This is a genomic window from Sporosarcina sp. NPDC096371 (genome assembly GCF_044762865.1).
In the GTDB taxonomy this organism is placed as follows: Bacteria; Bacillota; Bacilli; order Bacillales_A; family Planococcaceae; genus Sporosarcina.
On sequence record NZ_JBIWFE010000007.1, the window covers coordinates 64,318 to 90,631 of the forward strand.

The 26,314-nt window shown below is 39.6% G+C and carries 10 protein-coding genes; all 10 read left to right on the forward strand.

Annotation, left to right across the window (positions count from 1 at the left end):
• The first annotated feature begins 17 nt into the window (after positions 1-17).
• The 10 genes from ACIQ0H_RS17115 to ACIQ0H_RS17160 all read left to right on the forward strand — a co-directional run bounded on the left by ACIQ0H_RS17115 (position 18) and on the right by ACIQ0H_RS17160 (position 25,505).
• Entirely contained in the window at positions 18-689 is a 672-nt protein-coding gene (locus ACIQ0H_RS17115; RefSeq protein ID WP_403417325.1) for an HAD family hydrolase, read from the forward strand.
• 633 nt (positions 690-1,322) lie between these two features.
• Positions 1,323-2,531 carry an RtcB family protein gene (locus ACIQ0H_RS17120; protein WP_403417328.1) on the forward strand — a complete coding sequence of 403 codons (1,209 nt, stop codon included), beginning with the start codon at positions 1,323-1,325 and terminating at the stop codon, positions 2,529-2,531.
• 59 nt (positions 2,532-2,590) lie between these two features.
• Positions 2,591-3,886: a DUF4085 family protein gene (locus tag ACIQ0H_RS17125; protein ID WP_403417330.1), complete on the forward strand. Its 1,296-nt coding sequence runs from the start codon at positions 2,591-2,593 to the stop codon at positions 3,884-3,886.
• A 670-nt stretch (positions 3,887-4,556) separates the two neighbouring features.
• Entirely contained in the window at positions 4,557-7,361 is a 2,805-nt protein-coding gene (locus tag ACIQ0H_RS17130) for a glycoside hydrolase domain-containing protein (protein WP_403417333.1), read from the forward strand.
• A 106-nt stretch (positions 7,362-7,467) separates the two neighbouring features.
• Complete coding sequence (locus ACIQ0H_RS17135) at positions 7,468-12,621, forward strand: discoidin domain-containing protein (RefSeq protein WP_403417336.1); 5,154 nt, start codon at positions 7,468-7,470, stop codon at positions 12,619-12,621.
• Between the two features lie 128 nt (positions 12,622-12,749).
• Entirely contained in the window at positions 12,750-13,286 is a 537-nt protein-coding gene (locus tag ACIQ0H_RS17140; RefSeq protein WP_403417338.1) for a hypothetical protein, read from the forward strand.
• Between the two features lie 225 nt (positions 13,287-13,511).
• Positions 13,512-13,898, forward strand: coding sequence for an FIMAH domain-containing protein (locus ACIQ0H_RS17145; RefSeq protein ID WP_403417341.1), 387 nt, complete (start codon positions 13,512-13,514; stop codon positions 13,896-13,898).
• 607 nt (positions 13,899-14,505) lie between these two features.
• Positions 14,506-18,288, forward strand: a complete 3,783-nt coding sequence (locus ACIQ0H_RS17150) for a discoidin domain-containing protein (protein WP_403417343.1) — start codon at positions 14,506-14,508, stop codon at positions 18,286-18,288.
• A gap of 140 nt (positions 18,289-18,428) precedes the next feature.
• Positions 18,429-21,452: an FIMAH domain-containing protein gene (locus ACIQ0H_RS17155; protein ID WP_403417346.1), complete on the forward strand. Its 3,024-nt coding sequence runs from the start codon at positions 18,429-18,431 to the stop codon at positions 21,450-21,452.
• Between the two features lie 663 nt (positions 21,453-22,115).
• Positions 22,116-25,505: a polysaccharide lyase family 8 super-sandwich domain-containing protein gene (locus ACIQ0H_RS17160; RefSeq protein WP_403417349.1), complete on the forward strand. Its 3,390-nt coding sequence runs from the start codon at positions 22,116-22,118 to the stop codon at positions 25,503-25,505.
• Positions 25,506-26,314: the final 809 nt, after the last annotated feature.

Below are 26,314 nucleotides of genomic sequence, written 5' to 3' on the forward strand. Positions count from 1 at the left end.
AAATAGGGAGGTGCTAAATGATAAAAGGTATTATTTTTGACTTTGACGGGTTAATAGTAGATACAGAAACTCATCAGTACCTCGTATTGCAGGAGATTTTTTCTGAACATGGAAGTGAGTTGCCAATGAAACGCTGGCAACAAGAAATAGGGACACAAACCGGTTTCTCTCCTTTTAAACATTTGGAAGAAAAGCTCGAACGAAAACTAGAACATCAAATTTTACAAGAACAGTTTGAAGAGAAGTACCATTCTATATTAGCTGAGGAGAAAGCAAGGGCAGGTGTAGAAGGCTATTTAAAATCAGCCAAAGAAATGGGCTTAAAGATCGGTTTAGCTACTAGTTCAACTTACCAATGGGTGTCTACTCATTTGAAAAACTTGAACATATTCGATTACTTTGAATGCATTCAAACCTCGGATGATGTTGAGAAAGTAAAGCCTGACCCAACATTATACTTGCAAACCGCAAACTGTTTAGGGCTAGCCGTAGAAGAATGTCTTGTATTTGAAGACTCCGCGAACGGTGCATTAGCAGCTAAACGAGCGGGAATGAGTTGTGTAATTGTTCCAAACCAGATAACTCACACAATGGATTTCTGCACCGTCGAACACCGACTAGAATCGATGACGGACATGCCACTCAAAGATGTGATTGAGCATGTAACTAGTAGTCTTTCAAGAAGATAAAACGCTTAACCCCTCATTTACTTAGGTAAATGAGGGGTTTTGACTTAGCAAAATTTGCTTTTCAGTATTTATATAATTTTCCCGCATAACATATTCCAGAGTAATGATAAGCCCTAACAAGATAAGGATTTTCGCCAATAACTGTTCACCAAATAAAACGCGCTCTTTTAAAAATCATACATTTTTGATGGGATGATCATGACAACATATGTTTTGGCTCATTTCTATGGTATCTTATACGCTTTCCGATAAAATAAATAATTCAGATTTGGAAGAGTACCCAATTACAGCAATTCTATTAAGAAGCTAAAAAGTATACAAAGTGAAAAAATAAGTTGTGTTGATGAAAAGGGCAGACAAATGTGGTTAGATTTGTCTACTCTATTGATTGTAAGAGTAAAGTGTTGTAATGAAATCAATCTCCACAAGTGCATCCTTATAAAGATTAACGACTTGAATCCTTGTTTTCAGTAACTTGATTTTCACTAAAACACCTCATTTCTTAGTAGTCCTTAAGGATAGTATAGCCCGATATAAGATTTTATCCAAAGTTATCCCTTTTTTTCGTAAATTCCTAACTAAATAGGATATAGTAACAGTATAGATTATGTGAATAGAGGGGAGGAATGCTTTATGAAAAAAGTGATTTTTGGAGAACACGAAGAAAATACACTGCGACAGTTTCATAACTGTTTGGGAACCGGAAATGTCTTAGGTGGCGTGCTTTGCGCGGATGGACATTACGGCTACAGTCAGCCAGTGGGGGGCGTCGTCGTTTACGATGGACAAATATCTCCATCCGGCGTTGGCTATGATATTGCTTGTGGAAATAAAGCTGTCAGAACAAATATTAAGTATGAAGAAATTAAGAATATACTTCCAAGTGTTATGGATGAAATTGCGGGGAAGATTGCTTTTGGGATTGGTCGGAAGAATGCGAAACGCGTAGATCATGAGTTGTTTGATGATCCGGATTGGAATGTTTATAGTCAGATTGGCAAGCAAGAACATGATAGTTTAAAAAAGTTAGCGATTGACCAATTGGGAACTGTCGGTTCGGGCAATCATTTTGTCGATCTTTTTGTTGAAGAAAAGACGGGAGATTTATGGATTGCCAATCATTTTGGCAGTAGGGGATTTGGTCATAAGACGGCAAGTGGTTTTTTAAACCTGGCTAATAATCGTGCGTTTTCAGACCGAGCCCCTGGTGAAAATATGGAGCAAGCGCCGACACTGATTGAATTGGATAGTGAACTTGGGGATATGTATTATAGGGCGATGACATTGGCGGGCAAATATGCGTATGCCGGAAGGGATTATGTGATCGAACAAGTTCTCCATATTCTGCGTGCCAAAGCGCTATTTGAAGTGCATAATCACCATAATTTTGCATGGAAAGAGATGCACCAAGGCAAAGAAACGATTGTTGTTCGTAAGGGAGCAACACCTTCTGCGCCGGGACAGTTAGGTTTTATCGGGGGGAGTATGGGGGACATTTCGGTGATCGTGCAAGGGAAAGATCATGTGGAAAATGAACATGCATTTTACAGCACAGTTCATGGTGCAGGACGGATTATGAGTCGTACGCAGGCAGCAGGGAAGATGAACTGGAAAAAACGTACTCGCTCAGGCGGGGCAATATCTCAGAAGCAGATGGATGATGCAGTGAAAGAATTTGGCGTCATGCTACGTGGAGGAGGGACAGACGAAAGTCCCTTTGTCTATCGAAAACTACAACCTGTGCTGGATGCGCACAAAGATACAATCGATATATTACACGTCCTTAAACCAGTCGGCGTTTGCATGGCCGGTGCAAATGAGTTTGATCCGTATAAAGATTAAGTGAATGTAAATAAAATCATTACTTGAGGTATGCGTGAAATAATCTGGGGGTGTTGACATTGGCGTTTTTTACAAAAGATTGGTACGAACAAATGCAAGATGCGCATGTTTTGATATTGCCGGAATCGGATGAGGAATGGCAGGATTATATGCAGGAATTTGCGGAGAATGGCGAGGATGGTCATGCTTATTTGCGTGAAAGATTGGAGCAGGAGAAGGGACGCTTGCTGAAAGTACTTCCTCAGGAATTTCATCTATTCATTGAGGATGGTTCGATTAATCAGCCGTATTTACCAACAGAGGTAAGGCGGAGGCTGCTGATCTGGCACAATGATATGGAGAAAAAATACATGACTGTACTTGAGCAAGCCAATAGACATTTTGAAGCGATTTGCAATCTGGTCCCTGAAAACTTCGTGAAATTGCGGAAGATGGGGCTGCACGATGCACGTATTAAACACATTATGCGCCAAGACGATACGATTCGAATCACACTCAATGGTTCGGGGTCATTCAATAAAGCGAGTTGTATTGTGTTAACTTTTCAAAAGGTAAAGGAAGAGCGGAGTGAGCTACCACTTGGGAAGGGGCAATTCTGGCTGTATGAAGATATAGATGTACACGAGCTGGGGGCTGTTTTTAGTGTACTTGTTGATTGTCCGATGACGCAGTGGATGATTGTCGCAGAGGATGTAAACATGGAGTCTTATTACAGGGCTGCTAGTTTACCTGTCTGGCAGGATGGGGAGTCTACTTTGGGAGCCTCAATTGAAGAAATATCTGAGGCAGAAGAAAGGTTGCAGGTGAGGTTTCCACCAGCATACGCTGAATTGCTTGCGGAACAAAATGGAGGAAGGTTAACTCACGATTTAATTGCGACAGCAGATAAGGTAGTAGATGTTGGACTGTTATTTGGAACTGCCCAGCTAGTGCGCAAGGCTGAACGTGTCTGGATTAGCGACAATATGTACCTACAATTTCATGAAGATTCGGAGCCGGTTGTGGTGGATAAAAATAGTGGGCAACTGGCGGAGAACTTTGAACAGTTTTTAGAAAGCAGTGTGTCTGCCAAATATACGGATGAGTATGCGATATTTTCAGTTCCCTTAGCGGATGAAGAGCTAGAGCCGGCCTTGCTTGGAGAGGATTTGGAACTCATGGTACGAGCCTGGAATACGATGTCTGAGCGACCTGAGGATTATGTGCCACTCATTGAAAAAGGTATCCTGTTTTTGCTAGAACAGGAGGACAGTAATCTTTACACTATGGGTTCAACCAATGCCTATATCTTTGATAATAAAGGTGTTTTGACAGAGGTATTCAAAGAGAAATTGAATATGATGATGGATTGTTAACAGTAATACTCATTCCATATTTATATCGGGTGCTTGGTTCTGAACATTTCAGATCCAGGCACCCGATTTAATTTCCTTAAAGAACTATACACGACGTACCTAGTGCTTGGTTGTTTTTGGATAATTCACAGATGTGTTCTAATAAAATAATTCCATATAGGACTGTTCCACTTTTTGTGTGATAGTCCGATTCGCCTAAGAAAAGCTGAATCACATACAACCTAACTATCAATTTGGATAATTACGAATTATATAGACTGAATACTGAACTATTATCGATTGATTCGTGTTATATTACATTTACTACTAGATTCTACTTGCATACGTTTGTTAACTCACCTACATACTACCCACCCAAGAATTTAATTCCTAATGAATGAAAGCGCTTAACAAAATCACTCATATGTAAAACCCTGTAAAAACACTCTATTGGAAAAATTGTTTGTGAACGCCAAATAAGGGAGGTGAAACCGATTGGTCAGAAAGGGACGGGTAAATACTGATTAGGGTAAGCAGATATGTGGGAATCTTTGAGAAACATAGAGGATTCGCATCTTAGTTAATTACTTTAATTAATGTAAGGGGGATCATGAACGTTTAGACTCCATATTCGCAGCCTTATTGCCATCCAACCAGTAGAAAGGGTCAATCCACTTTGGGAGGTAAAAGTATGAGAGAAATGAAGTTTCTAAAGATTATCAGTGTATCTTTTTGTTTACTACTTCTAGTTTCGAGCCAACTGTTAACAGGCGTGCAGCGTGCTTTGGCAAACGATGTCGCAAAAAATGCCGAGGCTGTAACTGGAGTCACTTTGAGTGATGGGATTGTCAGTTGGATCCCTACAGGCTCATTTGATATGTCTTCATTTGTTCGTGTAGACAGGACATTACCTAACTCAATTCCAGCGCAGAATAGCGATCTTAACTTGTTAACAGTCCGTAATGGACAGGCATCCGCTCAACTTGCGATTACAAGTGAGGCAGCGTTACAGGATGTGCAAGTCGAAGTAAGCGATTTGCAAGCAACTTTTGGGGATGCGGTTATCCCACAAGCACAAGTGAACGTATATTATCCAAGTTTCGTTCCCAATGAAGGAACTGGCGGCGGCGTGATTGCTGACCCACTCGTCAAAGCGGATAAAATCGATATTCCTGCACGTGAAGTACAACCTGTTTGGTTTAACTTTATGATTCCAAAAGATGCGAAACCCGGAAAATACAAAGCGAAAATTTCAATTACGGCCAATGGAAAAGAATCTGTCACACATGATATGACGATAGAAGTTGCCGATGTTACATTGCCGAATCCTGAAGACTTTAACTTTCATCTTAACTTATGGATGCAGCCAGACGCTGTTGCTGTTGCTCACGATGTAGAGCCATGGTCTAACGAGCATTGGGACTTATTAAAGCCATACATCAAGGATGTTGCTTCACGTGGCCAAAAAGTCATTAATGCAGTGCTCGCGGATGATCCTTGGCAAATACGTCAGTCGGATGGTAGTTATCGATCTCAAACTTATACGCCATACGGGAACCTTGTGGACTGGAGTTATGACGGGGAGTCTTGGTCGTTTGACTATGAACATTTTGACAAGTACGTAGAATTATCTCTACAAGAAGGAATGGGACCATACATTCACGCTTTCGGAATGGTGATGTTTGGCAAGGATCACTTGAAATATACGGATACACGGACAGGAGAAACGGTTGATGAAGTTGTCCAACTGGGTGGGCCACTTTGGAAGGATGCCTGGTCTTCATTTCTACCTGACTTTGAGCAACATTTGCGTGATAAAGGCTGGTTTGAGCACACGCTACTCGCTTTTGATGAGCGTCCCCAAGCGACGATGAAAATTGCTTTTGACTTTTTAGATGAAGTGGCGCCAGTATTTAAAAATAAACTAGCGGTTGCAGCTGATTCGAACGGTTTAGAACCTTACTCCGCTGAAATCAGTTTTAACTACTCAGCAACCGGCATTGCTGCGAAAGATATTATTGATAAACGTCGTGCAGATGGGAAGATTACAACCTTTTACACGTATTATCAACCGCACCACCCGAATACAAATACGATTTCACCGTTAATTGGTTCACGCACGTTGCCATGGATTTCGGCACAGCATAATTTAGATGGATACTTACGCTGGACATATAATAGTTGGCCAGCGGATGTATTTAACAAGCCTTCTTTTCAGTACACACAGGGGGATGAGTATATTGTCTATCCAGGAGAGAATGGCCCCATATCTAGTTTGAGATGGGAACAATTCCGCAATGGTGTGGAAGACTTTGAACTGATCAAACAACTAAGAGAGCAGGCAGGTTCGGAAAATGCCGTACTTAAAAAGGCATTAAAAATGGTGAATGCAGATGCAGCCCCATCGAATGAAGTATTCGCAAACGTACTTCAAGCGAGAAAAATGATTATTGACGAACTCATTCGATTTCGGGATGTTTCGGTGTCTCTTACGCCTGAACAGCCATTTGGCAAAGCAGGGGATGTCGTGAAATTAGATGCCGTGATACAGAATACGGGCGCCGATAGTTTGACTGATGTAAAACTTAACCTAAATGTACCTGCTGGATGGTCGGTGAAGGCGTTAGGCTCGAATCAAATCGACGCTATAAAACCTAATGGCACATTTAACACAGCATTTGAAGTGGGTATTCCAGATAGTGAACATGTAGGTCGGTTTGCACAACTTGAGGGTCTAGTAACCTTTGAACGGAATCATAACAAAGTCGAACTTCCGTTATCGACCGTCATAGAGATACTCGATTTGCGTGTGATACCGCAATCACAGATGACTGCAACTGCAACAAGTGAGGAAGCTGGCACTGATCTAGCTGCACACGCTATTGACGGGAATCTGGATACGATGTGGCATACAACTTGGTCTGGGAAAGATACCTTGCCACAGTCGATTACGTTAGATCTAGGCGACACCTATTTGATTGACGAATTTACCTACCTCCCAAGGCAGGGGGGTATAAACGGGGTCATCACTCAATATAAATTGTACACCAGTAGTGACGGCGTCAATTTCACAGAAGTAGCGCAAGGAAATTGGGCGAATAACAAAACGGAGAAAAGTGTTCAGTTTCCGGGGGTAGCAGCTTCGCATGTAAAACTGGAAGCGATTCAAGGTGTTGGGGGTTATGCTTCAGCAGCCGAACTAAATGTGTTCCAGTTGATCAAACCGAAAACAACTAGTATTTCCGCTATGAAAGCGCTTGTCGAACAGTTTGAAGTCGAAGGAGAATTCGACAGTGAAAAAACTGCCCGTTCTTTGAAAACACATCTAACTGCAGTCGCTCAGTACGAAAAGCAAGGAGCTGCGGACAAGGTAGTCAAACATATGAAGAGTTTTAAAGTGTTACTCGACTATCAGAAAGAGAGACAGTCGATTTCTGACAAAGCGTATAACGCTTTACAAGAAAATGCGGATGTAATGATAAAGAACTGGGAATGAACTAGTTGACGTGAGTTGTGCCATCTCGATTGTAACAAGCTGCTTGTCACAATCGAGATATTAATAATAATACGACTCCAGTTGACATAAGGAAGGAGAACAAAAGATGAAAAGAGTAGTCACGAGTATTTTTTTAATTACATTACTAATACTATCAAGCCTTAATACACCGCATTCATATGCACAAGAAGTAGGGGAACCGGTTGTGAAAAGTATTTCAACACCTAACAATCAAAAGGAAGAAGATTATTCAATTAGCTCGCCTGAAACTTTTATTTATAATACTAATTTAAGTGGAAATGAACGTCGTCAATTATTTAATGATAATTGGAAGTTTTTTTATGGCGAACAAAGTAATGCTCAGTTTAATGCATACGATGATTCTAAATGGGATGATGTGCAATTGCCGCATGATTTCAGTTTAAGCCTGCCATATAGCCAAGCAGGCGAAGCAGAGAGCGGTTATAAGCTTGGTGGAATTGGATGGTATCGTAAGTCATTTACATTAGGTGAAGCCATGAAAGACAAGCGTGTTGTTGTTGAGTTTGGCGGCGTTTATATGAATGCAAGTGTGTATATTAACGGACATAAATTGGGTGATCATCCAAATGGGTATACACCATTTGCTTATGATTTAACTGACTATATCAATTACGATGGGGAAAACGTGATTTCTGTTCGTGTTAATCATCAATTTCCTTCAAGCCGTTGGTATTCAGGAAGTGGAATTTACCGTAATGTGCATCTTACAATAACGGATGATATTCATGTGGATCATTATGGTGTTCAAGTATTAACGCCAAATCTTGAAAGTCAAATAGGCAAGGATATTGATGTAGTCGTTAATGCTGAAATTTCGAATCAGTCATCTGAGGATGTTAATGCAATTGTAAGACAAAGTATTCGTGAAAAAGGTTCGGAAGGACGTATTGTTAGTGAACAAAGTGACGTATTAAAAATAAATGCTAATCACTCAGTCCCGTCAATGGTTACTTTGAAAATGCCTAATCCAACACTTTGGTCTCTATCTAATCCTCACTTATATGAAATTGTTACAGAAGTTCTAGTGGATGATAAGGTTATTGATGAATATGTGACGGATTATGGTTTTAGAAGTTTCGAGTTTAAAGCGGATACAGGATTTTATTTAAATGGAGAAGCAGTTAAATTAAAAGGTGTAAGTATGCACTCTGATCAGGGATCATTGGGGGCAGCAGCACATTATCGTGCTATGGAACGCCAAGTCGAAATCTTGTTAGATATGGGTGTCAATGCGATTCGTGTTACACACAATCCGGCAGCGGATGAACTCATTGAAATTGCAAATAGAAAAGGTATGCTTATCATTGATGAAGCATTTGATACATGGATAGGTAACAAAAATGGTAACTCCAACGATTATGCTGGATGGTTTAAAAAGTTAGTTGGTGATAATCCTTTATTGGGCGCAACTGCCGATATGACATGGGCGGAATTTGACATTAAGACCATGGTTCGACGTGGAATTAATGCACCATCCATCATTAGCTGGTCAACAGGTAATGAAGTTATGGAGGGTAATAGTGGTCCATATAATGAATATCCAGCTATTTTAGAACAATTGGCAACATGGGTTGCAGAAGTTGATCAAACTCGTCCATCTACTATTGGAGACAACAAACTTCAAGCAAGTTGGGGTGAGGCAATAAAGTTTGGTGAAAAATTGACGGAGCTTGATGGTACCGTTGGTTTTAACTATGCAAATGGAAATATACTGGACCAATTTCACAAAAATCACCCGGATTGGAAAATGTATGGTGCAGAAACAGCATCATCCGTCAACAGTCGTGGGGTTTACAAGCCTTCAAACTATGACAGACACTTAACATCATATGATGAATCAAGAGTTGGATGGGGTAAATTTTCAGCTGATTCATGGTATGACATCATTACTCGTGATTTTATGGCGGGGGAATTTGTTTGGACTGGTTTTGACTATCTAGGGGAACCAACACCTTGGAATAACGTAGGTCCAGGTGCAACAGGTGCTTGGCCTTCACCGAAATCAAGTTATTTCGGTATTGTTGATACAGCAGGTCTTCCAAAAGATCGATTTTACTTTTATCAATCACAATGGAATGATGAAGTAAATACGCTTCATGTACTTCCAGCTTGGAAAAAAGATATGGTTCAAATCGATGGTAACGGAAATGTTCGTGTTGATGTTTATAGTGATGCACGCAGTGTTGAGTTATTCTTTAAAGATGCTGAAGGTGAAGAGAAATCACTTGGCAAGAAAACATTTACACAACACACAACAAATGCAGGGCATACTTATCAGACATATGAGGGCAGTGATAAAAAGGGTGAGGCATTCAGAAATCTTTATCTAACTTGGAATGTTCCCTATGAAGATGGAACGGTCTATGCTAAGGCCTATGATGAAAATGACAATGTTATCACTGATACACAAGGCCGTGACAGTATTACTACATTTGAAGAGGCAGCTGAATTAAAACTTAAAGCTGATCGCGACTCTATTGTGGCTAATGGACGTGACTTGTCCTATATTACAATCGATGTAGTAGATGAAAATGGGGATATCGTTGAGGACGCTGCAAACTTAATGAATGTAAGTGTAAGTGGTGGTGGGGAACTGATGGCACTTGACAATGGTGACCAAGTGGATCATGAACCATATGACAGTGGCAAACGTAAGGCATTTAACGGAAAACTGGTTGCTATTGTTAAGTCAACAACTGATGCAGGCACTATGACACTTCATGTAGAATCTGAGGGGATCAAAGGGCAAAATATAACCATTACAACCACACCTGATCCTGAAGTATCAACAGAAAAACATGTCATAGGATATACAATGCCTAAAAATTACTATGTGAAATTAGGATACCAGCCAAATCTTGTATCAAAAACAAAGGTACTTTTTAGTGATGGAACTGAAGAAACTCTTCCAATTACATGGAATATTGAAGGAAACATGTTTGATAAAGCTGGAACTGTTAACGTTATAGGACAAGTTGATAAGCTTAATCATCGTGTCTTAACTAATGTTACGGTTATTGAATCAGTTGGTGCACTTCTAAACTATTCACTAGCAACTCCGACAGGAATTGATACTGTTAATTTACCTTCAACTAGACCTCTCGTTTTAGAAAACGGTGATGTTTTACAAACTGAATTCCAAGTAGAATGGGATACTCAAGATGCTGAAAACTATAAAAAGCCGGGACTTGTAACGGTTAACGGAACTTCAACCGTGTTTGGTGAAACAATTCCTGTTACTGCGTCAGTTCGCGTTAATGATGCAGATGTTACGTTAGGGGATAATGTAGCAGGAAATAAATTGACATTAACACAAGATATACCAAAAGAATTGCAATCTGATAATTTGGAAGCAATTGTCGATGGTAATACAGGATTCAAAACGGTTCAATCAGGACCGAACCCATCTGTTTGGACAAACTATGATATGGCTCAAACAGGAAATAACAAAGCAGAAATTATTTTCACTTATGCAACGGCTCAATTCCTAGGATCTGCTGATTTATACTTCTACCAAGATGCTTGGGCTGCACGTTTACCTGAAAATGTTGAACTATATTGGTCCAATGAAGGGACAGAGGACGCAAACTGGACAAAATTGGAGAATGTGAGAGAAACCCGTGGAGAAACATCCGTTGGTACCCCGAATATCACGAAAATTAACTATCGTTTCAATGGTGTTCCAGCTGTTGCGTTTAAGATTGTTTTAGAAAGCAATCCCGGAACCAATAGTGCAGGTAAGAAATTAGCAGTCGGACTTTCAGAGGTAGAATTACGTGTTGAACATAGTTCGCTTAAGGTAAATGCCGAAGCAACACTTGACGATATACTTCTCAACGGCAATAGTGTTTCACCTAAAGAGCTAAAAGATAAGGTGATTAACACTGAATACCAAAAAGCAGTTGTTGAAGCAATAAGTGATAAAAACGTTGCAGTAACAGTACTAAAACCGTACGAGAATGTGATTCGTATTCTTACAGAATCAGAAGATCACTTGACTAGAGAAATGTATACGATAAATTTAGATGGACATGCACCCGATACGGATTTACCAGCAGATGATGATTCTCGGGACTATCCATATGAAAAAACGACGGCAACCGCAGGAGATTACCATAAAAATAACGCAACAGAAGGTGACCCGAAGTATGCTGTGGATAACAAACTATCAACAATATTCCATACGCCATGGGGTGGAACGGATAAATCAAACTTCTGGATTACTTTGGAAATGGAAGAAGTAACAGGAATTGATGCACTGCGTTATTTATCACGAAGCGGCAATGGTAACGGTATTGTAAATGCGTATAAAGTTGAAGTTTCTTTAGATAACGAAACATGGCAAGAGGTGTCGGTTGGTAATTGGCCAGGTAAAACGGATACATGGTCTATTGCTAAATTCGACGAACCAAAAGAAGCCAAATTCGTTCGACTCACTGCCCTGTCAAGCTACGGTGATGGAGATCAAGCCAATCGATTTATGACAGCGAAAGAAATAAGACTTCGTAAAGCAGCTACTGCAAAAGAATCAATAGAAAGTGCAGAAGTTACGCTCGATCAAGATGTATTTTTATATGATGGAAATGCAAAGACTCCTAAAGCAACTGTAACATTGGATTCTATCGTGCTTGAAGAGGGAATCGACTACCGCGTAACTTATGAAAATAACATTGAAGCCGGTGAAGCTAAAATTATAATTAAAGGTCTTGTAGAATACGAAGGCACCTTAGAAAAAATATTCATAATCCTAGACAAGACTAAACTAGAATCCTTGATAATTGAAGCAAAGCAGTTTAATTCGGATGATTACACAGAAGAATCATTTAACCTTTTAAGTGAAGCAATCATTGCAGCGGAAAAAGCATTGATCAGTGTTCAGACGGTAGAAGAACTAGAGGCTGCGATTGAAGCACTTGAAGATGCGATTAATGGATTAGTTGAGAATAAACAAGTTGTAACTGCCACTACGATACTTGCGCTCGTTCAGGATTTTGAACAGGAAAATGCATTTCTAGATGCTCAAACGGCTCGTTCGTTGAAAGTACATTTGAATGCAGTGGCTCAGTTCGAAAAGGAGAAAGCTGCTGACAAAGTGGTTAAGCATATGAATAGTTTTAAGGCTTTGTTGGATTATCAGAAAAACCAGCAGTTAATTTCCCTTGACGCTTATAAGGCTTTAACAGCTAGTTCAGATGCATTGATTAAGAAATGGGAATGAAGTGGATAGAATAGGTTTATAAAGATCCTTGCGACCAGTTCATTTTGTCGAGGGGATTCCAGAGTAGTCGAATGGATATTATAATGAAGATATTTCAATGTAAATCTGCCAATGGGGAATGGATAGATGTGACGAACGTAAAGAGTAATCCAGCGTCACCGACATTAAAAGCGGCCAACGTCTACACATTCGACGCGGTTAAAACCTCCGCAATTAGAGTGGACATGACAGTCCAAAAAGGCATGGGCTTAGGGATTACAGAAATGAAAATCTTTTCTAAGTGGCCAAAGGCAAATGCTGAACCAAAGGTTTCTGACATTCAATTGGATCGGAAAAGCATTCTCGCAGACTTTAAGCAAACAGACGGAACCTATAATTATAGTGTCAAAGTAAGTGATCTTAAAGCGTTACCTGAAATTAAAGCAACAGGGGAAAATAATACTGGAGTTACCGTCGTATCTTCTGTCACGGCACCATCTACGGCAAAAGTCATTGCCAAGTCAGAGGATGGTAAACGTACTGTAACATACAATATCCATTTCATTTTGGACAAAACCAAGTTAGAGACGGCTGTGAGCGATGCGAAAGCCCGTTTGGCGGATACAGAAGGAGGCACAGAGCTTGGCCAGTACCCGAAAGAGGCGCGTACAACATTGGATGCTTAAATTAGCATTGCAGAAGCTGTATGGAATCGTGATTCGGCTAAACTACAAGACGTAGATACAGCCATTAAAGCGCTTAGTGCTGCAATTGAAGAGTACAACGCAGCTGAAATTACAGAGTCTGGGCCGGGACAGGAAGTCGATGTAACAGAACTGGAAGCATTAATTGCAACAGCAAAAACAATCTCCAACGATGAAGGTGTATATACAGTAGACTCCTATCAAGCATTGCAGGAAGCAATTACTGTAGCGGAGTTGGCACTAGAATCGATTGAAACAGAAGATCAGCTAGCGGCAGCAATTGCCGCGTTAGAAGCAGCGATTGTCGGTTTAGTAGAAATAACACCAGACGTAAGTGCAGCTACGATTCATGCACTTGTTGAGCGTTTTGAAAAAGAAGGAGAGTTTAAAGACGCTCAAAAGGCCCATGCTTTGAAAACGCATTTGACTGCAGTCGTTCAGTACGAAAAGCAAGAAGCAGCCGATAAGATTGTTAAACACATGAAAAACTTTATCGTGTTGCTCGACCATCAGAAAGACAGTAAATTGATCTCAGAAAAAGCTTATAATGCTTTACAGGCGAGTGCTGATGGATTGATTAAGAAGTGGCAATAAGTTGTTAGTTTTGACCTGAAATGTAGGGTGCTAGGTTCTCATTCAATTTCGTATTGACTGAGAGCTTGGCGCCTAATTTACTATAGTACCAGATACATTCCATAGAAAGGAAAATAGGATGTCGTAGATTAATATAATCTACCTATACTTGATTCATATAGTAAAACTTAATTATCAATTGTTTTAATTCTGAATTAAGTGGACGTAAACAAGCTGTTTTTGGTATATTTGTGTTATATTGCTATTAATGCAAGTTTATTTACTCTCAAAAAGATTTGCACCCACCACACCTTAAGAATTTCCCTCCACGTGCAAGCTATCTATCAAAGTAACCACCAATTATTTAATTTCATATAATGAAAGCGCTTTACCTATTAAGGGAGGTGAATCAGATGATTAAGTATGCGAAAGCAATGACTCGACTGACTACTTTCATGGGGAAACAATGAAGATAGTAGGATTCCGCTATAAGTTAATTATCTTAATTAACTACTGGGAATGAATAAGTACAAAATAAAAGATAGGGATAGGAAAAACATGGGATCATTAACGATGACCATAATTTACAGCAGATCTATATGTGAAATCGAGAAGGAGAGTGAGATAAATGACATATAAGCCGCGGAATAAAAGAAAAAAAGTAACATCGATCATTCTTTCTAGCTTCCTAGTTGTTCCAATGTTAATGGGGAGCATAACAACCAATGGACATGTAGCTTATGCCAATGAAATCGTATCGCAAACAGATATCGTTGACTCGGCTGGAAATCATGCATTGGGCAAGAATGTAAAAGTCAATAACTTTGAAGGTGTAACAATTGGGGCAAATGCGGTTGACGGGAAACTCGGAACCCATTGGGGAACTGTGCCGAGAAGCAGTTTTGCAGGCAATCCAGAGCTAGTAGTAGATTTAGGGAATGTAACAAAAGTGAAGTCTTTTTTAATCCATTGGGAACGACAGTCGGCAGCCCAAAATATAGTGAACTATGACATTTTAACCTCGGAAGATAATCAAGTTTGGCATACAGCTTTCAGCCAAACAGAAAAAGTCATGAAACAAAGGCATACGATCAATCTTGAGAAACCAGTGAATGCGAAGTATATAAAGTTAGTCGTGACAAAGTATGATGGTGGAACTTTGAACTATCATAATGTAGGTGTGAAGGAGTTTGAAGTTTACAGTAACGATGTCATTTCGTTAGATGATATAACTTCCATTGACTACAACAGAGAGACGATGAAGTTAGAAATACCTAAGGCGACTCTTGGTGAAATCACGTTAGTAGGTAGTAACTCAACACCTGTCATAGACTTAGAGGGAAATGTACGTAAACCATTGGTGCAGAAGGATGTAAAAGTTTCACTTCAACATGAAAGTGAAACGGGGATCAAAACGACTAGAGAGTTTACGGTTTCTGTCGAGGGTCAGTTTGATAATGAGGGTGTAAATAGTAAACCAGAAGTGATCCCCGCATTATCAGAATGGCACGGTCTACAAGGGACGATGAAAATAGACGATACAACAAAGGTATTTGTCAAAGATCCTAAGTTTACCGATGCTGCTAATATGCTCATCGAGGATTTGAGGTCAATTGGTCTCAATTTATCGTTAAGTGAGGTTGAAGCAGAAAATACAATCGTTTTTGCCGCAGATGACGCAAATAACTACGAAGAAGAAGGCTATGGCATGGAGATTGAAGATAATAAAATTACAATTTCCGCCGCGCACCATACGGGCGCATTTTTTGCCACTCGTTCGTTACATCAAATCTTAAAGCAAAGCGACACTAAAGAAATCAATAACGGGTATGTAAGAGATTATCCTAAATTTCCTGTTAGGGGTCTTATGTTAGATGTAGGGCGTAAGTTCACAGAATTAGACTATATTTACGACCTCATGAAAACAATGAGCTACTACAAAATGAATGATTTTCAAATTCATCTAAACGATAATTACATTTTCCTTGCGGATTATGCAAACACGGAAGACGCCTTATACAATGCTTATGAAGGTTTTCGACTTGAATCTGATATCGAAGGAAATGATCAACAATTAACTTCGGATGATGGGCATTATACGAAGGATGAATTTAGAAAACTAATTTCAGATTCAGCCAAGCACGGGATTACCATTGTTCCAGAATTTGAAACACCTGCACATGCAATGTCTCTCATAAAGGTCAGACCCGATCTTATGTATAAAGGGGCCATCGCCAATGGCAAAACAGATCAAGAAAGAGCGGCCATGCTAGATCTTGATAATCCCAATACGCTTCCATTTATCAAATCTATGTATGATGAGTATTTAGATGGGGACAATCCAGTCTTTGCCGATGTACCGATCCATATTGGTAGTGATGAGTACTATGGCGGAGCAGAGGTTTACAGAAAATATGCTGATGATATGCTCAAATTCATTCGGGATGACAAGCAAAGAACGGTAAGAATATGGGGAAGTCTATCAAGCAAAAGAGGCAATACGCCAGTCACTTCCGAAAATGTTCAAATGCAAGTTTGGAATACGGGTTGGGCAGAGCCTAGTGCGATGTTGGACCAAGGATTTGACATTATTAATATCGACGATGGACAAGTCTATCTAGTACCAGATGCTGGTTACTATTATGATTACCTGAATATCGAAAATCTCTTTAAGAACTATAAGCCAAATAAGTTCAGTAATGGTGTCGTCATTGATGAGTCACATCCTCAATTTTTAGGAGGAATGTTCGCGCTTTGGAATGACCAAGTGGATAAGCGGGAAAATGGCATCACAAGTTTTGACATGTTTGATCGTTTGTTTGATGCGATTCCAGTAATGGCACAGAAAAATTGGGGATCAGAATTGGAAGGCTCCTTTGAAGAGTTCAAAAATCTGAGCAGTGAAGTAGGGTATGCGCCAAATAGTAATCCACGATTTAGCGTAGAGTCAGCAACAGATTCTGTTTTAGAATATGACTTCTTAAAAGGGACAGAAGATCAAAGTGGCAATAACTACAATCTACTAAAAGAAAATAACACTACATTGAATAACGGGCTTTCTTTTAATGGAAAAGATAGTTATGTCGAAACACCTTTGATGAATCTTGGGCCAAAAGACAAAGCTAAATTGGAAGTCGAAGTGACAGTGAATCAAACTGATAAAGAACAAGTATTAATGGAAACAGATGGATTCGGTACGATTTATGCTGTCAATAAAGACGGCTATGTAGGGTATAAGTATGAGAATAACGAGTACTCCTTCAATTACAAACTTGAGGCAAATAAGAAAACCAATTTATTATTTACCACTGCCTTGCACAAAACACGATTGTTTGTAGATGGTAAAGAAGTACACCTAACTGCTGATACGGTGAAGAAGAATAATACGCTTGTATTACCTATTCAAAGAATTGGTGGTTTGGAAAATACGTTGGACGGTACTATAACAAAATTACATCTAAGCTTAGGCGGATATATCGATCCGACTGTAATTGAACCTAAACATTTCACGGTGACAGCAACGAGTGAAGAAAAAGTTCAAGGAAATACGATGAAAGAAGGACCCATTAAACTTGCATTCGATGGTGATGAAAGTACAATGTGGCATAGTGCGTGGAACAAAACGCCGGCATTGCCATATGAAGTCACTATTAATCTAAACGAAGTCACAAAGATCAATAAAATGACTTATTTACCAAGACAGGATGCTGGTCCGAATGGGCATATTTTACAATATGAACTTTTGATTAGTGATGATGGTAAAGACTACCGTTCAATTTCCAAAGGCGATTTGGCCAATAATAAACTGCGTAAAGATATTGAGTTTGAAACGGTTGATGCGAAGTTTGTGAAATTCATAGTGTTGAACGGTGTTGGCGGATTCGCAAGTGCAGCGGAATTTACATTGCATAAGGCAGTAGATCTTCCTGATGAGCTAAATAAAGATGCGCTATACCGTTTAATAGAAGAGGCGAAAGCAATTTCGAATGACAACGGTGTCTATACAGTAGAATCTTTCCAGACATTGCAAAACGCTATCAAAGTAGCGGAGGCGGCTTCTGAATCGATCAAGACGGAGGCAGAACTTGCTGCTGCAATGGCTTCATTACAAGCGGCGATTGACGGGTTAGTAACAAGTGAAAAAGTCGTCAGCGCAGCTGGGATGAAGAAAAGTGTTGAAAGATTCTTGGTGCAAGGGGAGTTTAAGAACGAGCTTGCTGCCCGCTCTTTGACAACACACTTAACTGCAGTAGCTCAGTATGAAAAGCAAGCAACTGCAGAAAAAGTTGTCAAACATATGAAGAGCTTTATCGTGTTACTTGACTATCAGAAAGAAAATGACTTGATTTCTGACAAGGCATATAACGCACTAAAAGCAGACACGAACGACTTGATTAAGAAGTGGCAATAAATTTATAAAAGAGACGTACGAAAGCCCTGTGACCAAAGAAATCTCCTGGCACAGGGCTTTCTTTTTGAGAAATGCCAACATGGATGAATTGCAGGTGTGTTATAAAAATAGCCTAACATTACTTTGGAGGTGTATTGTAAATGAAAACAATAATGAACAAGAAAAGAAATAGTATGAAAAAAATAGGATTATTTTTATTAGCTCTAAGCTTAGTGTTTGCGACTGTTGTGAAACCGACAATGGCATTCGCAGTGGATATAGAAAATGACCTTTCAAATGACATGCGGTTTTCTGGAACGGTAGACACTGTAGAAACACCTTGGGGGAAAGGTGCTTCCTTTGATGGGGAGAAAACGCATTATTTGGATTCGACAACGAAGTTAAATATGAAAGATGCCTTTACACTTCAATTTTGGTTTAACATCGATTCTAGTGATAATAAGTCCAATATCATGTTTCAATTTTTGGATGACGGTTCAAATGTAGGGAGAAGCGTTCTTTACCATAGGGCGGATAAACTTGGAACTTATATAGACGGAAAGGATATCATCTTTGATGAGTACATTCCTTATAGGAAATGGGTAAACGCTGCTTTAAAAATCGATAAGGCAAAATCAATGATAGCTTTATACCTGAATGGTGAAAAGGTTGATGAAAAACCACTCAATTCTAGTAACGTAAGTTCAGGAAACTTTACATTAAGAATTGGGGCTCATAAAGCGTTAGCAGATCCCGGCGTGAATAGGTATGATGGACTGATTGATCAGATACATGTTTCAAATAGCCTACTATCTGACGACGTAATTCTAAGTAACTTTGAAAATGAAAAGAAAAGCATAGTTGAGGAACCGACGATTCCACAAGAAGCTACTACAATCTCGATTCAACCGGAAAATGAGATTGGCGAAATAGCGAAAAAAATGTTTGGAATTAACCACAGATATGCTAATGATGGCTACAGTTCTTGGGATGCAGAAAATAAACAGATATTTGATAGTTTTGAAGTAGAGTTTAAAAAAGCAAACTTCGGCTCAGTACGTTACCCGGGAGGCACCGTATCCAATCTTTTTGAGTGGAAAAGATCAATAGGGTCAGTAGAGGACAGGAAAAAAACAATTCATGGGTTGCCATATGAAGAGAACAATAAACCACTAGCACCTAACTTCGGTTTAGATGAAGCTGCAAGGTGGCTCGAAGAAAATGATAGTGAGATGATCTATGTTTATGGCATGGGCAATGGCTCTGCTCAAGATGCTGGAGACCTAGTCGAATATTTAAATGCCGAAGTTGGAGAAAATCCTAATGGAGGGATTGATTGGGCGCAAGTGAGGGCTGATAATGGCCATGATAAGCCCTATGGTGTGAAGAGTTTTGAACTTGGCAATGAAATGGACTTATGGATTCAAGACTATTGGATGAGTGGAAATACTTACGGAAGCTTATTAAAGGCTTATGTACTAGGTGGCGAAATGGACTTCACCGGTGTATCAACAAATAACGTAAATAGCTATAGACTAGCTCAGGAGTTGGTAGATGATGAGGATTGGAGACGTTCACAGCGTTTTTCAGATGCAAGCGCAAATCAGGTTAAATACATTCGATACAATCCTGTAGTTGAGAACTCTGAAACTATTTTAGTGGATGGGAAGGCTTGGACAAGAGTCGATGACTTGAGTACAGCTGGAACAAGAGATGTGTATGAAATCGACTACAGCACTGGCCAGATCATATTCGGGGATGGGGTAAATGGTAACATTCCACCTAAGGGGACCGAATTATTAGCTAAGTACAAGACCATTCAAGATGGATTTAATGAAATCTATAAACAAATGAAAGCAATTGATCCTGATATAAAAATATATTCCGGGTATCCAAATAGTAATTTCATCGATTTAATGGAAAAGAAGTATCCATATGATGGAATAGCGATACACCCTTACTCTGGAAATAGTGTTAGTGCCGGCGATAAGTACCTTTATGAAAAAATCATGGAAATTGGTAGAAATAGGGCTCTTGTAGATACTAAAAATTTAGTGGACTACATGAGAAAAGTGTCTGGCAAAAACTTAAATGCTGCACTTTCCGAGTTTGGAATTTACAATTATAACGATGATTTCATAAGCTCTCAAACCCATGCTATCTACATTGCTAATTCAATCATTGATTTCATGGACGTTGGGGTAGATTATATCAATAAGCATACTCTGATAGACTATCCGCTAGGAGACTCACTTGGGCCTGGAAAACAGGCAGTCATTCAGGCATTTAAACAGGGGGATGGGACGTATGAATATGTTTCAACTCCAAGCGCAAGAGTGTTCGAACTTTTGAATAATCATACTGGAAACATCAGAGTGGATAACAAAATAACCAATAATACCAAAATATCTGATTTCTCAAATGTGGATTCGATTAAAGCGTTTACTAGCAAAAGTGATGATGGAAGGATTTATGCGTTCGTAGTAAATACAGATCGAAACAATGCAAAGGATTTAAATTTGACACTTCCAGAAGGTGAGTATATTTCAAAGGTTCATGCACTTGAAAGTGAAAGCCAATTCTCAGTTAATACGGTTATGAATCCGAACAATGTTCAGCTCGAACAACTAGCTGATATAAGATCTGTTGGAAACATGTTTACGACGACAATTGAACCGCATTCTATAAAAGTATTTGAAATTACTGAAGGCGTTGACAAGTCTTTGCTTGAAGCAAAGCTAACAGAGGCAAAGGGCGTGGATACAACAGGAAAGACGAAAGAATCAGTCCAGAAGCTTAACGAGGCGATTGCAGCCGCACAGGTAATTATCGACGATAAGAAAGCTTCTCAGGCAGCAGTTGATGCGCAAGTAATCGCTCTTGAAGAAGCGATGAATGGCTTAGTAGAAGAAGGTGCAAGGCCAAGTGCCATTGGTATAAAACAGCATGTGCAACGTTTTGAAAAAGAGGGGGACATCAAGGATAATCGTACTGCACGTGCTCTGACTACCCATTTAACTGCGGTTGTACAGTATGAAAAACAAGCAGCAGCTGACAAGGTTATTAAACATATGCAAAGCTTTAAGTTGTTACTTGATCAACAGTTAGAAAATCAGTTGATTTCTGACAAGGCAAATAATGCACTAAAGGCTGATGCTGATGCATTGATTCAGCAGTGGCAATGAGTCATTAAGCAAACAGATTGGGCAGCCGAAAGGGCTTGTTCAATCTGTTTTTCATTACAGCTGAGGATAGAAGAAATGATTGGTTGCAATAAAATCGGACCAAACGGCATCTGTTTGAATCGATTTCGTGATTTTCATCATTTAAATTGAGCTATAGAATCATACTAACAACGCTCGGAATTAGGTGAAAATGATAAGTTCATCATATATAATATGTAAAAATAGGAGATATACTAGCAGAAAAAAGGCTAGTGCGTTTAATAATAAGGCTGATATACTCTCTGAGACGTTCGGATTACTTTTTTAAAGTGTTTAAGTATTGCTATAATCAGAAAAAAATAACACCTATATGTTGTTTGTTTTAACAATTACTGTTATGATTATTTCGATATTTTAAATTGATCACATGTTACTGATTCGATCAGGCAGCGTGGTACAGTTAAAAGAATTTTATTTCTTTTAACTCGGTACCCCTGCCTTTTTTTTGCGTCTAATTAAAATATTTATTAGTAAATGTTTGATCAATATTATTGAAATATTAAAGGAGGAAAATCGTCGAAAAGAAACGTCAATTTGTAAATAGTCTATTTACACCGCAATTAAACGGATTATTATGTACCAGAATGAATTTCATAATTACCAAATTCGAAAGGGGGATTTTATTTGAAAAAACGTTCGGAAAAGTGGTTATTTACCATGTTATTTACTATGTGTTTAAGTGTTTTATCCATCGTTATATTCGAAGGTGCAACTATTAAAATGGTGAAAGCAGATTCACCGTCGAATCTCGCATTAGATAAGCCGGTAACTTATTCCGGTGTTGAAGGCGGTAAAGTGAACGGTAATTGGAAATATCCGCAGTTTGTAGGGGAAAAAGCCGTTGATGGGGACGAAATGACGAGATGGTCAGCGGATAAAGTGGATAAGCAATGGCTTGTTGTAGATTTGGGTGAGCAACAGCCAATCCAAATGCTTACAATCAAATTCCATGCGGAGAGCCCTGATTACGAGTTGCAGGTTTCTGCTGATGGTATCACTTATCAATCTGTGTTTAAGGAATCGAATGGTTCACAAGGGGGGGCGGTACTGAAGACAATCTCGTTTGAAACCACGGACGCTAGATATGTGAAGTACGTTCAGAACAAACAATTCAAGAATGCTTCAAATGGTCAATATTATGGTTCATCAATCAAAGAACTTGAAGTGTATAAAGAAGTACCACAAGTAATCGATGTGCATCTAGAGGATACGGAAATCCAGTTAACATCTGGCATGCAACTACAACTGACTTACACGATTACCCCAGGCTATTTGACTCCATCTGAACAAGTAGAATGGGCGTCTTCCGATCATGAGATTGCGACAGTCTCTAATGATGGACTCGTTCGCGCCTTACAGGAAGGACAAGCAATCATCAGCATCACGACATCAAATGGGAAAAAAGCAGAGGCAATGGTAGAGGTCGTAGCTGAAAAAGTCCAATATGTTCAAATGCGTAATCGTTGGAAAGAACAATTGGTTGGTCAAGTCGATTTAAATGTTCAAGATGCAGATGTGGAAGCATACGTAAATAAGGTTTCCACCATGGGGGAGCAACTTTGGACAACTTTGAATAAAGATGTCAATCGAACGTATTTATGGCCAAGACTCTCAACAGATACCGTGTCGGCAGATTATACGACGCAGTTCAATAATTTAAAGAAATTAGCCCTAGCATATGGCATAGAAGGAAGCGTGCTGTATGGGAACGAAGCGCTTCGAGCAGATTTGTTAGATGCACTTGATTTCATGGTCATCACGAAAAAATATAATGGTAGCTATTCGACAGGGAACTGGTGGGATTGGCAAATTGGGAGCCCGCAGCCCTTTGTCGATACGCTCATTATTCTGCGAGACGATTTATTGAAGTTGCCGGGTGGATTAGAACGTTTGGACATGTATGTGAAAGCGATCAGCGGTTATGCTTCGGATCCAGCAAAGCAATGGCCATCTTATACAGCAACCGGTGCAAATCGCACTGATATCGGAATTTCTGTTTTGGGGGCTGCTATATTAATAGAACAAGATGCCAAAATGAAGCTTGTACAACAGACAGTTCCAGATGTATTCAAAATGGTTAAATCTGGCGATGGATTATATCAAGATGGTTCTGTAGTCCAACACACAAATCATGCGTACACAGGAAGCTATGGGAATGAACTCTTGAAAGGTGTAGGACGTATCCAATCGATCGTTGCAGGGACAGAGTGGGAGATGAAAGATGCTTCAATAGAAAACGTCTTTCAGACTGTTCGTAATGGCTATATTCCTCTCATGTTTCGTGGACAAATGATGTCAATGGTAAATGGTAGAAGTATTTCACGGGCACCATTTACGAATCCATTCACAACTGAATTTGCGGCAGGTTCTGAGACGATTGCCAATACACTACTGATTAGCCAATTTGCTAGTACAGAAGATCAACAATACTTTAAACAAGCAGTCAAGCATTGGCTAGACACTTCTAAGAATGCAAACAATTACTTTGAGCATGCACGTGATCTAGGTGCTTTATTGGCAGCAAAAGAAGTGATCAATGATCATTCAATTAGTGCTGCAATCCCGTACAAAGGGATGAAAGTCTACGGTTCAATGGCACGTGCTGTACAAGTGAAGGATTCGTATGCAGTCGGGATCAGTATGTATTCAAACCGCATTGCTAACTACGAGTACGGTAATACTGAGAATAGTCACGGCTGGCATACTGCAGATGGGATGTTGTACGTATACAATGCTGATTCCAAGCAATTTAACGAAGGGTACTGGCCAACAGTAGACCCATATCGTTTACCTGGGACAACTGTAGACACGAAACCACTGGCAGATGGTGTAGCACAATCAAAGACCTCACCACAAACATGGGTCGGTGGTGCAACCGATGGACAGGTTGGCGCTGTCGGTATGTACTTGGATAAAACGAACCTACAACTCGGTATGGATTTACGAGCAAAGAAATCATGGTTTTTACTAAACGATGCGATTGTCGCCTTAGGTGCAGATATTCAGGGGGAGTCAGCTAGTTCAATTGAGACTATTGTGGAAAATCGGTTAGTGACGGACGAAGTGTTCAGTTTGAACAATGAACAGTTATTCAACGAGGCACAAACTATGGATGTAAGTGCACGTAGCTGGGGGAATTTAGCGGGTAAAACAAAAGAAGAGAGTATCGGTTACTATTTCCCTCAACAGACATCTTTAACGCTTCAAAAAGAAACAAGAGTAGGAAAATACGCTGATATTAACGGCTACTTTAATAATGACCAAACGTATACAAATGATTATGTGAAAGTGTTGATCAATCATGGGAAGAGCGTTAAAGATGCAACATATGCTTATGTGATACTCCCAGGTCAAACAGCGCAAGAAACGAAATTGTATGCTGAAAAGAACACGTTAGAAATTCTTCGTAATGATGCATTCATTCAAGCTGTTAAAGTGCAGGATAGTGATATGCTACTCGCTAATATTTGGTCAGCGAATGGTGGCACTGTGTATGGGATTACTGTAGATAAGCCAGCTTCTATCGTCGCAACAGAAGAAGATGGCAGGTTTGTCATATCTATTTCTAACCCGACGCATTCGGCCACGAAGATTCAGTTGAATGTAGACCGGGAAGATCTTACTTTGCTCTCAAGCGACACAACAGTGACAGAAACCGAGAATGGGTTTGAAATCGATACAACCGGAGCAGCTGGTGCGACGCATCGTCTTGAGTTCGAGGTTCCTGAACCTGTGGCTACATTGAGCGCAGCAGAGATGAAATCACTTGTGGAGCAATACGAAAAAGATGGAGAATTCAAGCACGCTGTTACTGCACGTTCTTTGACAACACATCTAACTGCGGTAGCGCAGTATGAAAAGCAAGAAGCAGCAGAGAAAGTTGTCAAACATCTACAGGGCTTTATCGTGTTGCTCGATTATCAGCTTGCTAGTCAGTTGATTTCTGAGAAGGCGCACAATGCTCTCAAACCTAATGCTGAAGCATTGATTCTGCAATGGCAAAAGACTGAATAGGATTTACTTTAAAGCCTGTTACCCAGACAGAAAAGTGGGTAACAGGCTTTGTTTATTTTGTCATAGCAACGACCGACAACAGGCAAAGTACTACGAAAAACGAAAGAATCCACGTAAAACAACATAACCAAAAGGGGTGATGGAATTTTGTGTGTATACGAACAAAAGGAAATGCACAAGGGGATTCTGAATGAATCTAGTATTGCATACTCTCAGATGATACAAATAACCTATTAAATTTCAATTACTACAACTTAGTCACTACTTTAGAAAATTTTGAATTATACCTACAAAATGAGGATTTGTTTTTGAATGGCTTGTGTTATATTACATTTACTACTAGATTTACTACTCATTCAAGCCCGTTACATCCTAAACATCATTAGAATTCACCTCAACGTGCAAGAAGCCTTTCAATGTATCTACTCTTAAATTCCATAAACTGAAACAATTGAAACGAAAGATTAACTAAAAATGAAAGCGCTTTATCCTTGTTCGGCAAAAGACTCCCACCTCTTTAGGTCGCGAGATGAATGCGGTTTTATTTCCTATTCAGCGGATGTTCATACGCACACTAAAAGAGTAGGTATGCAGTTCAATTTCTCCCTGATAAAGCCTCCGGCGTAATTTATCACGGCCTAACCAACAAGATTCGAATGATTACTGTCAAACGACAAATGGAGTCTTGCAGCAGAATAACTAACTTAAAGGAGGTGAAACAGTTGAAGAAAAGGGGAGGAAAATCCGGGCAGTGTTGAATACATATATGCCATCCGACCATTGAGAGTAAAGTGAGACGAGCAGTATAA

Coding starts and splice junctions, on each gene's coding strand:
- ACIQ0H_RS17115 (WP_403417325.1), top strand. CDS start 18: ATGATAAAAGGTATTATTTTTGACTTTGACGGGTTAATAGTAGATACA.
- ACIQ0H_RS17120 (WP_403417328.1), top strand. CDS start 1,323: ATGAAAAAAGTGATTTTTGGAGAACACGAAGAAAATACACTGCGACAG.
- ACIQ0H_RS17130 (WP_403417333.1), top strand. CDS start 4,557: ATGAGAGAAATGAAGTTTCTAAAGATTATCAGTGTATCTTTTTGTTTA.
- ACIQ0H_RS17135 (WP_403417336.1), top strand. CDS start 7,468: ATGAAAAGAGTAGTCACGAGTATTTTTTTAATTACATTACTAATACTA.
- ACIQ0H_RS17150 (WP_403417343.1), top strand. CDS start 14,506: ATGACATATAAGCCGCGGAATAAAAGAAAAAAAGTAACATCGATCATT.
- ACIQ0H_RS17155 (WP_403417346.1), top strand. CDS start 18,429: ATGAAAACAATAATGAACAAGAAAAGAAATAGTATGAAAAAAATAGGA.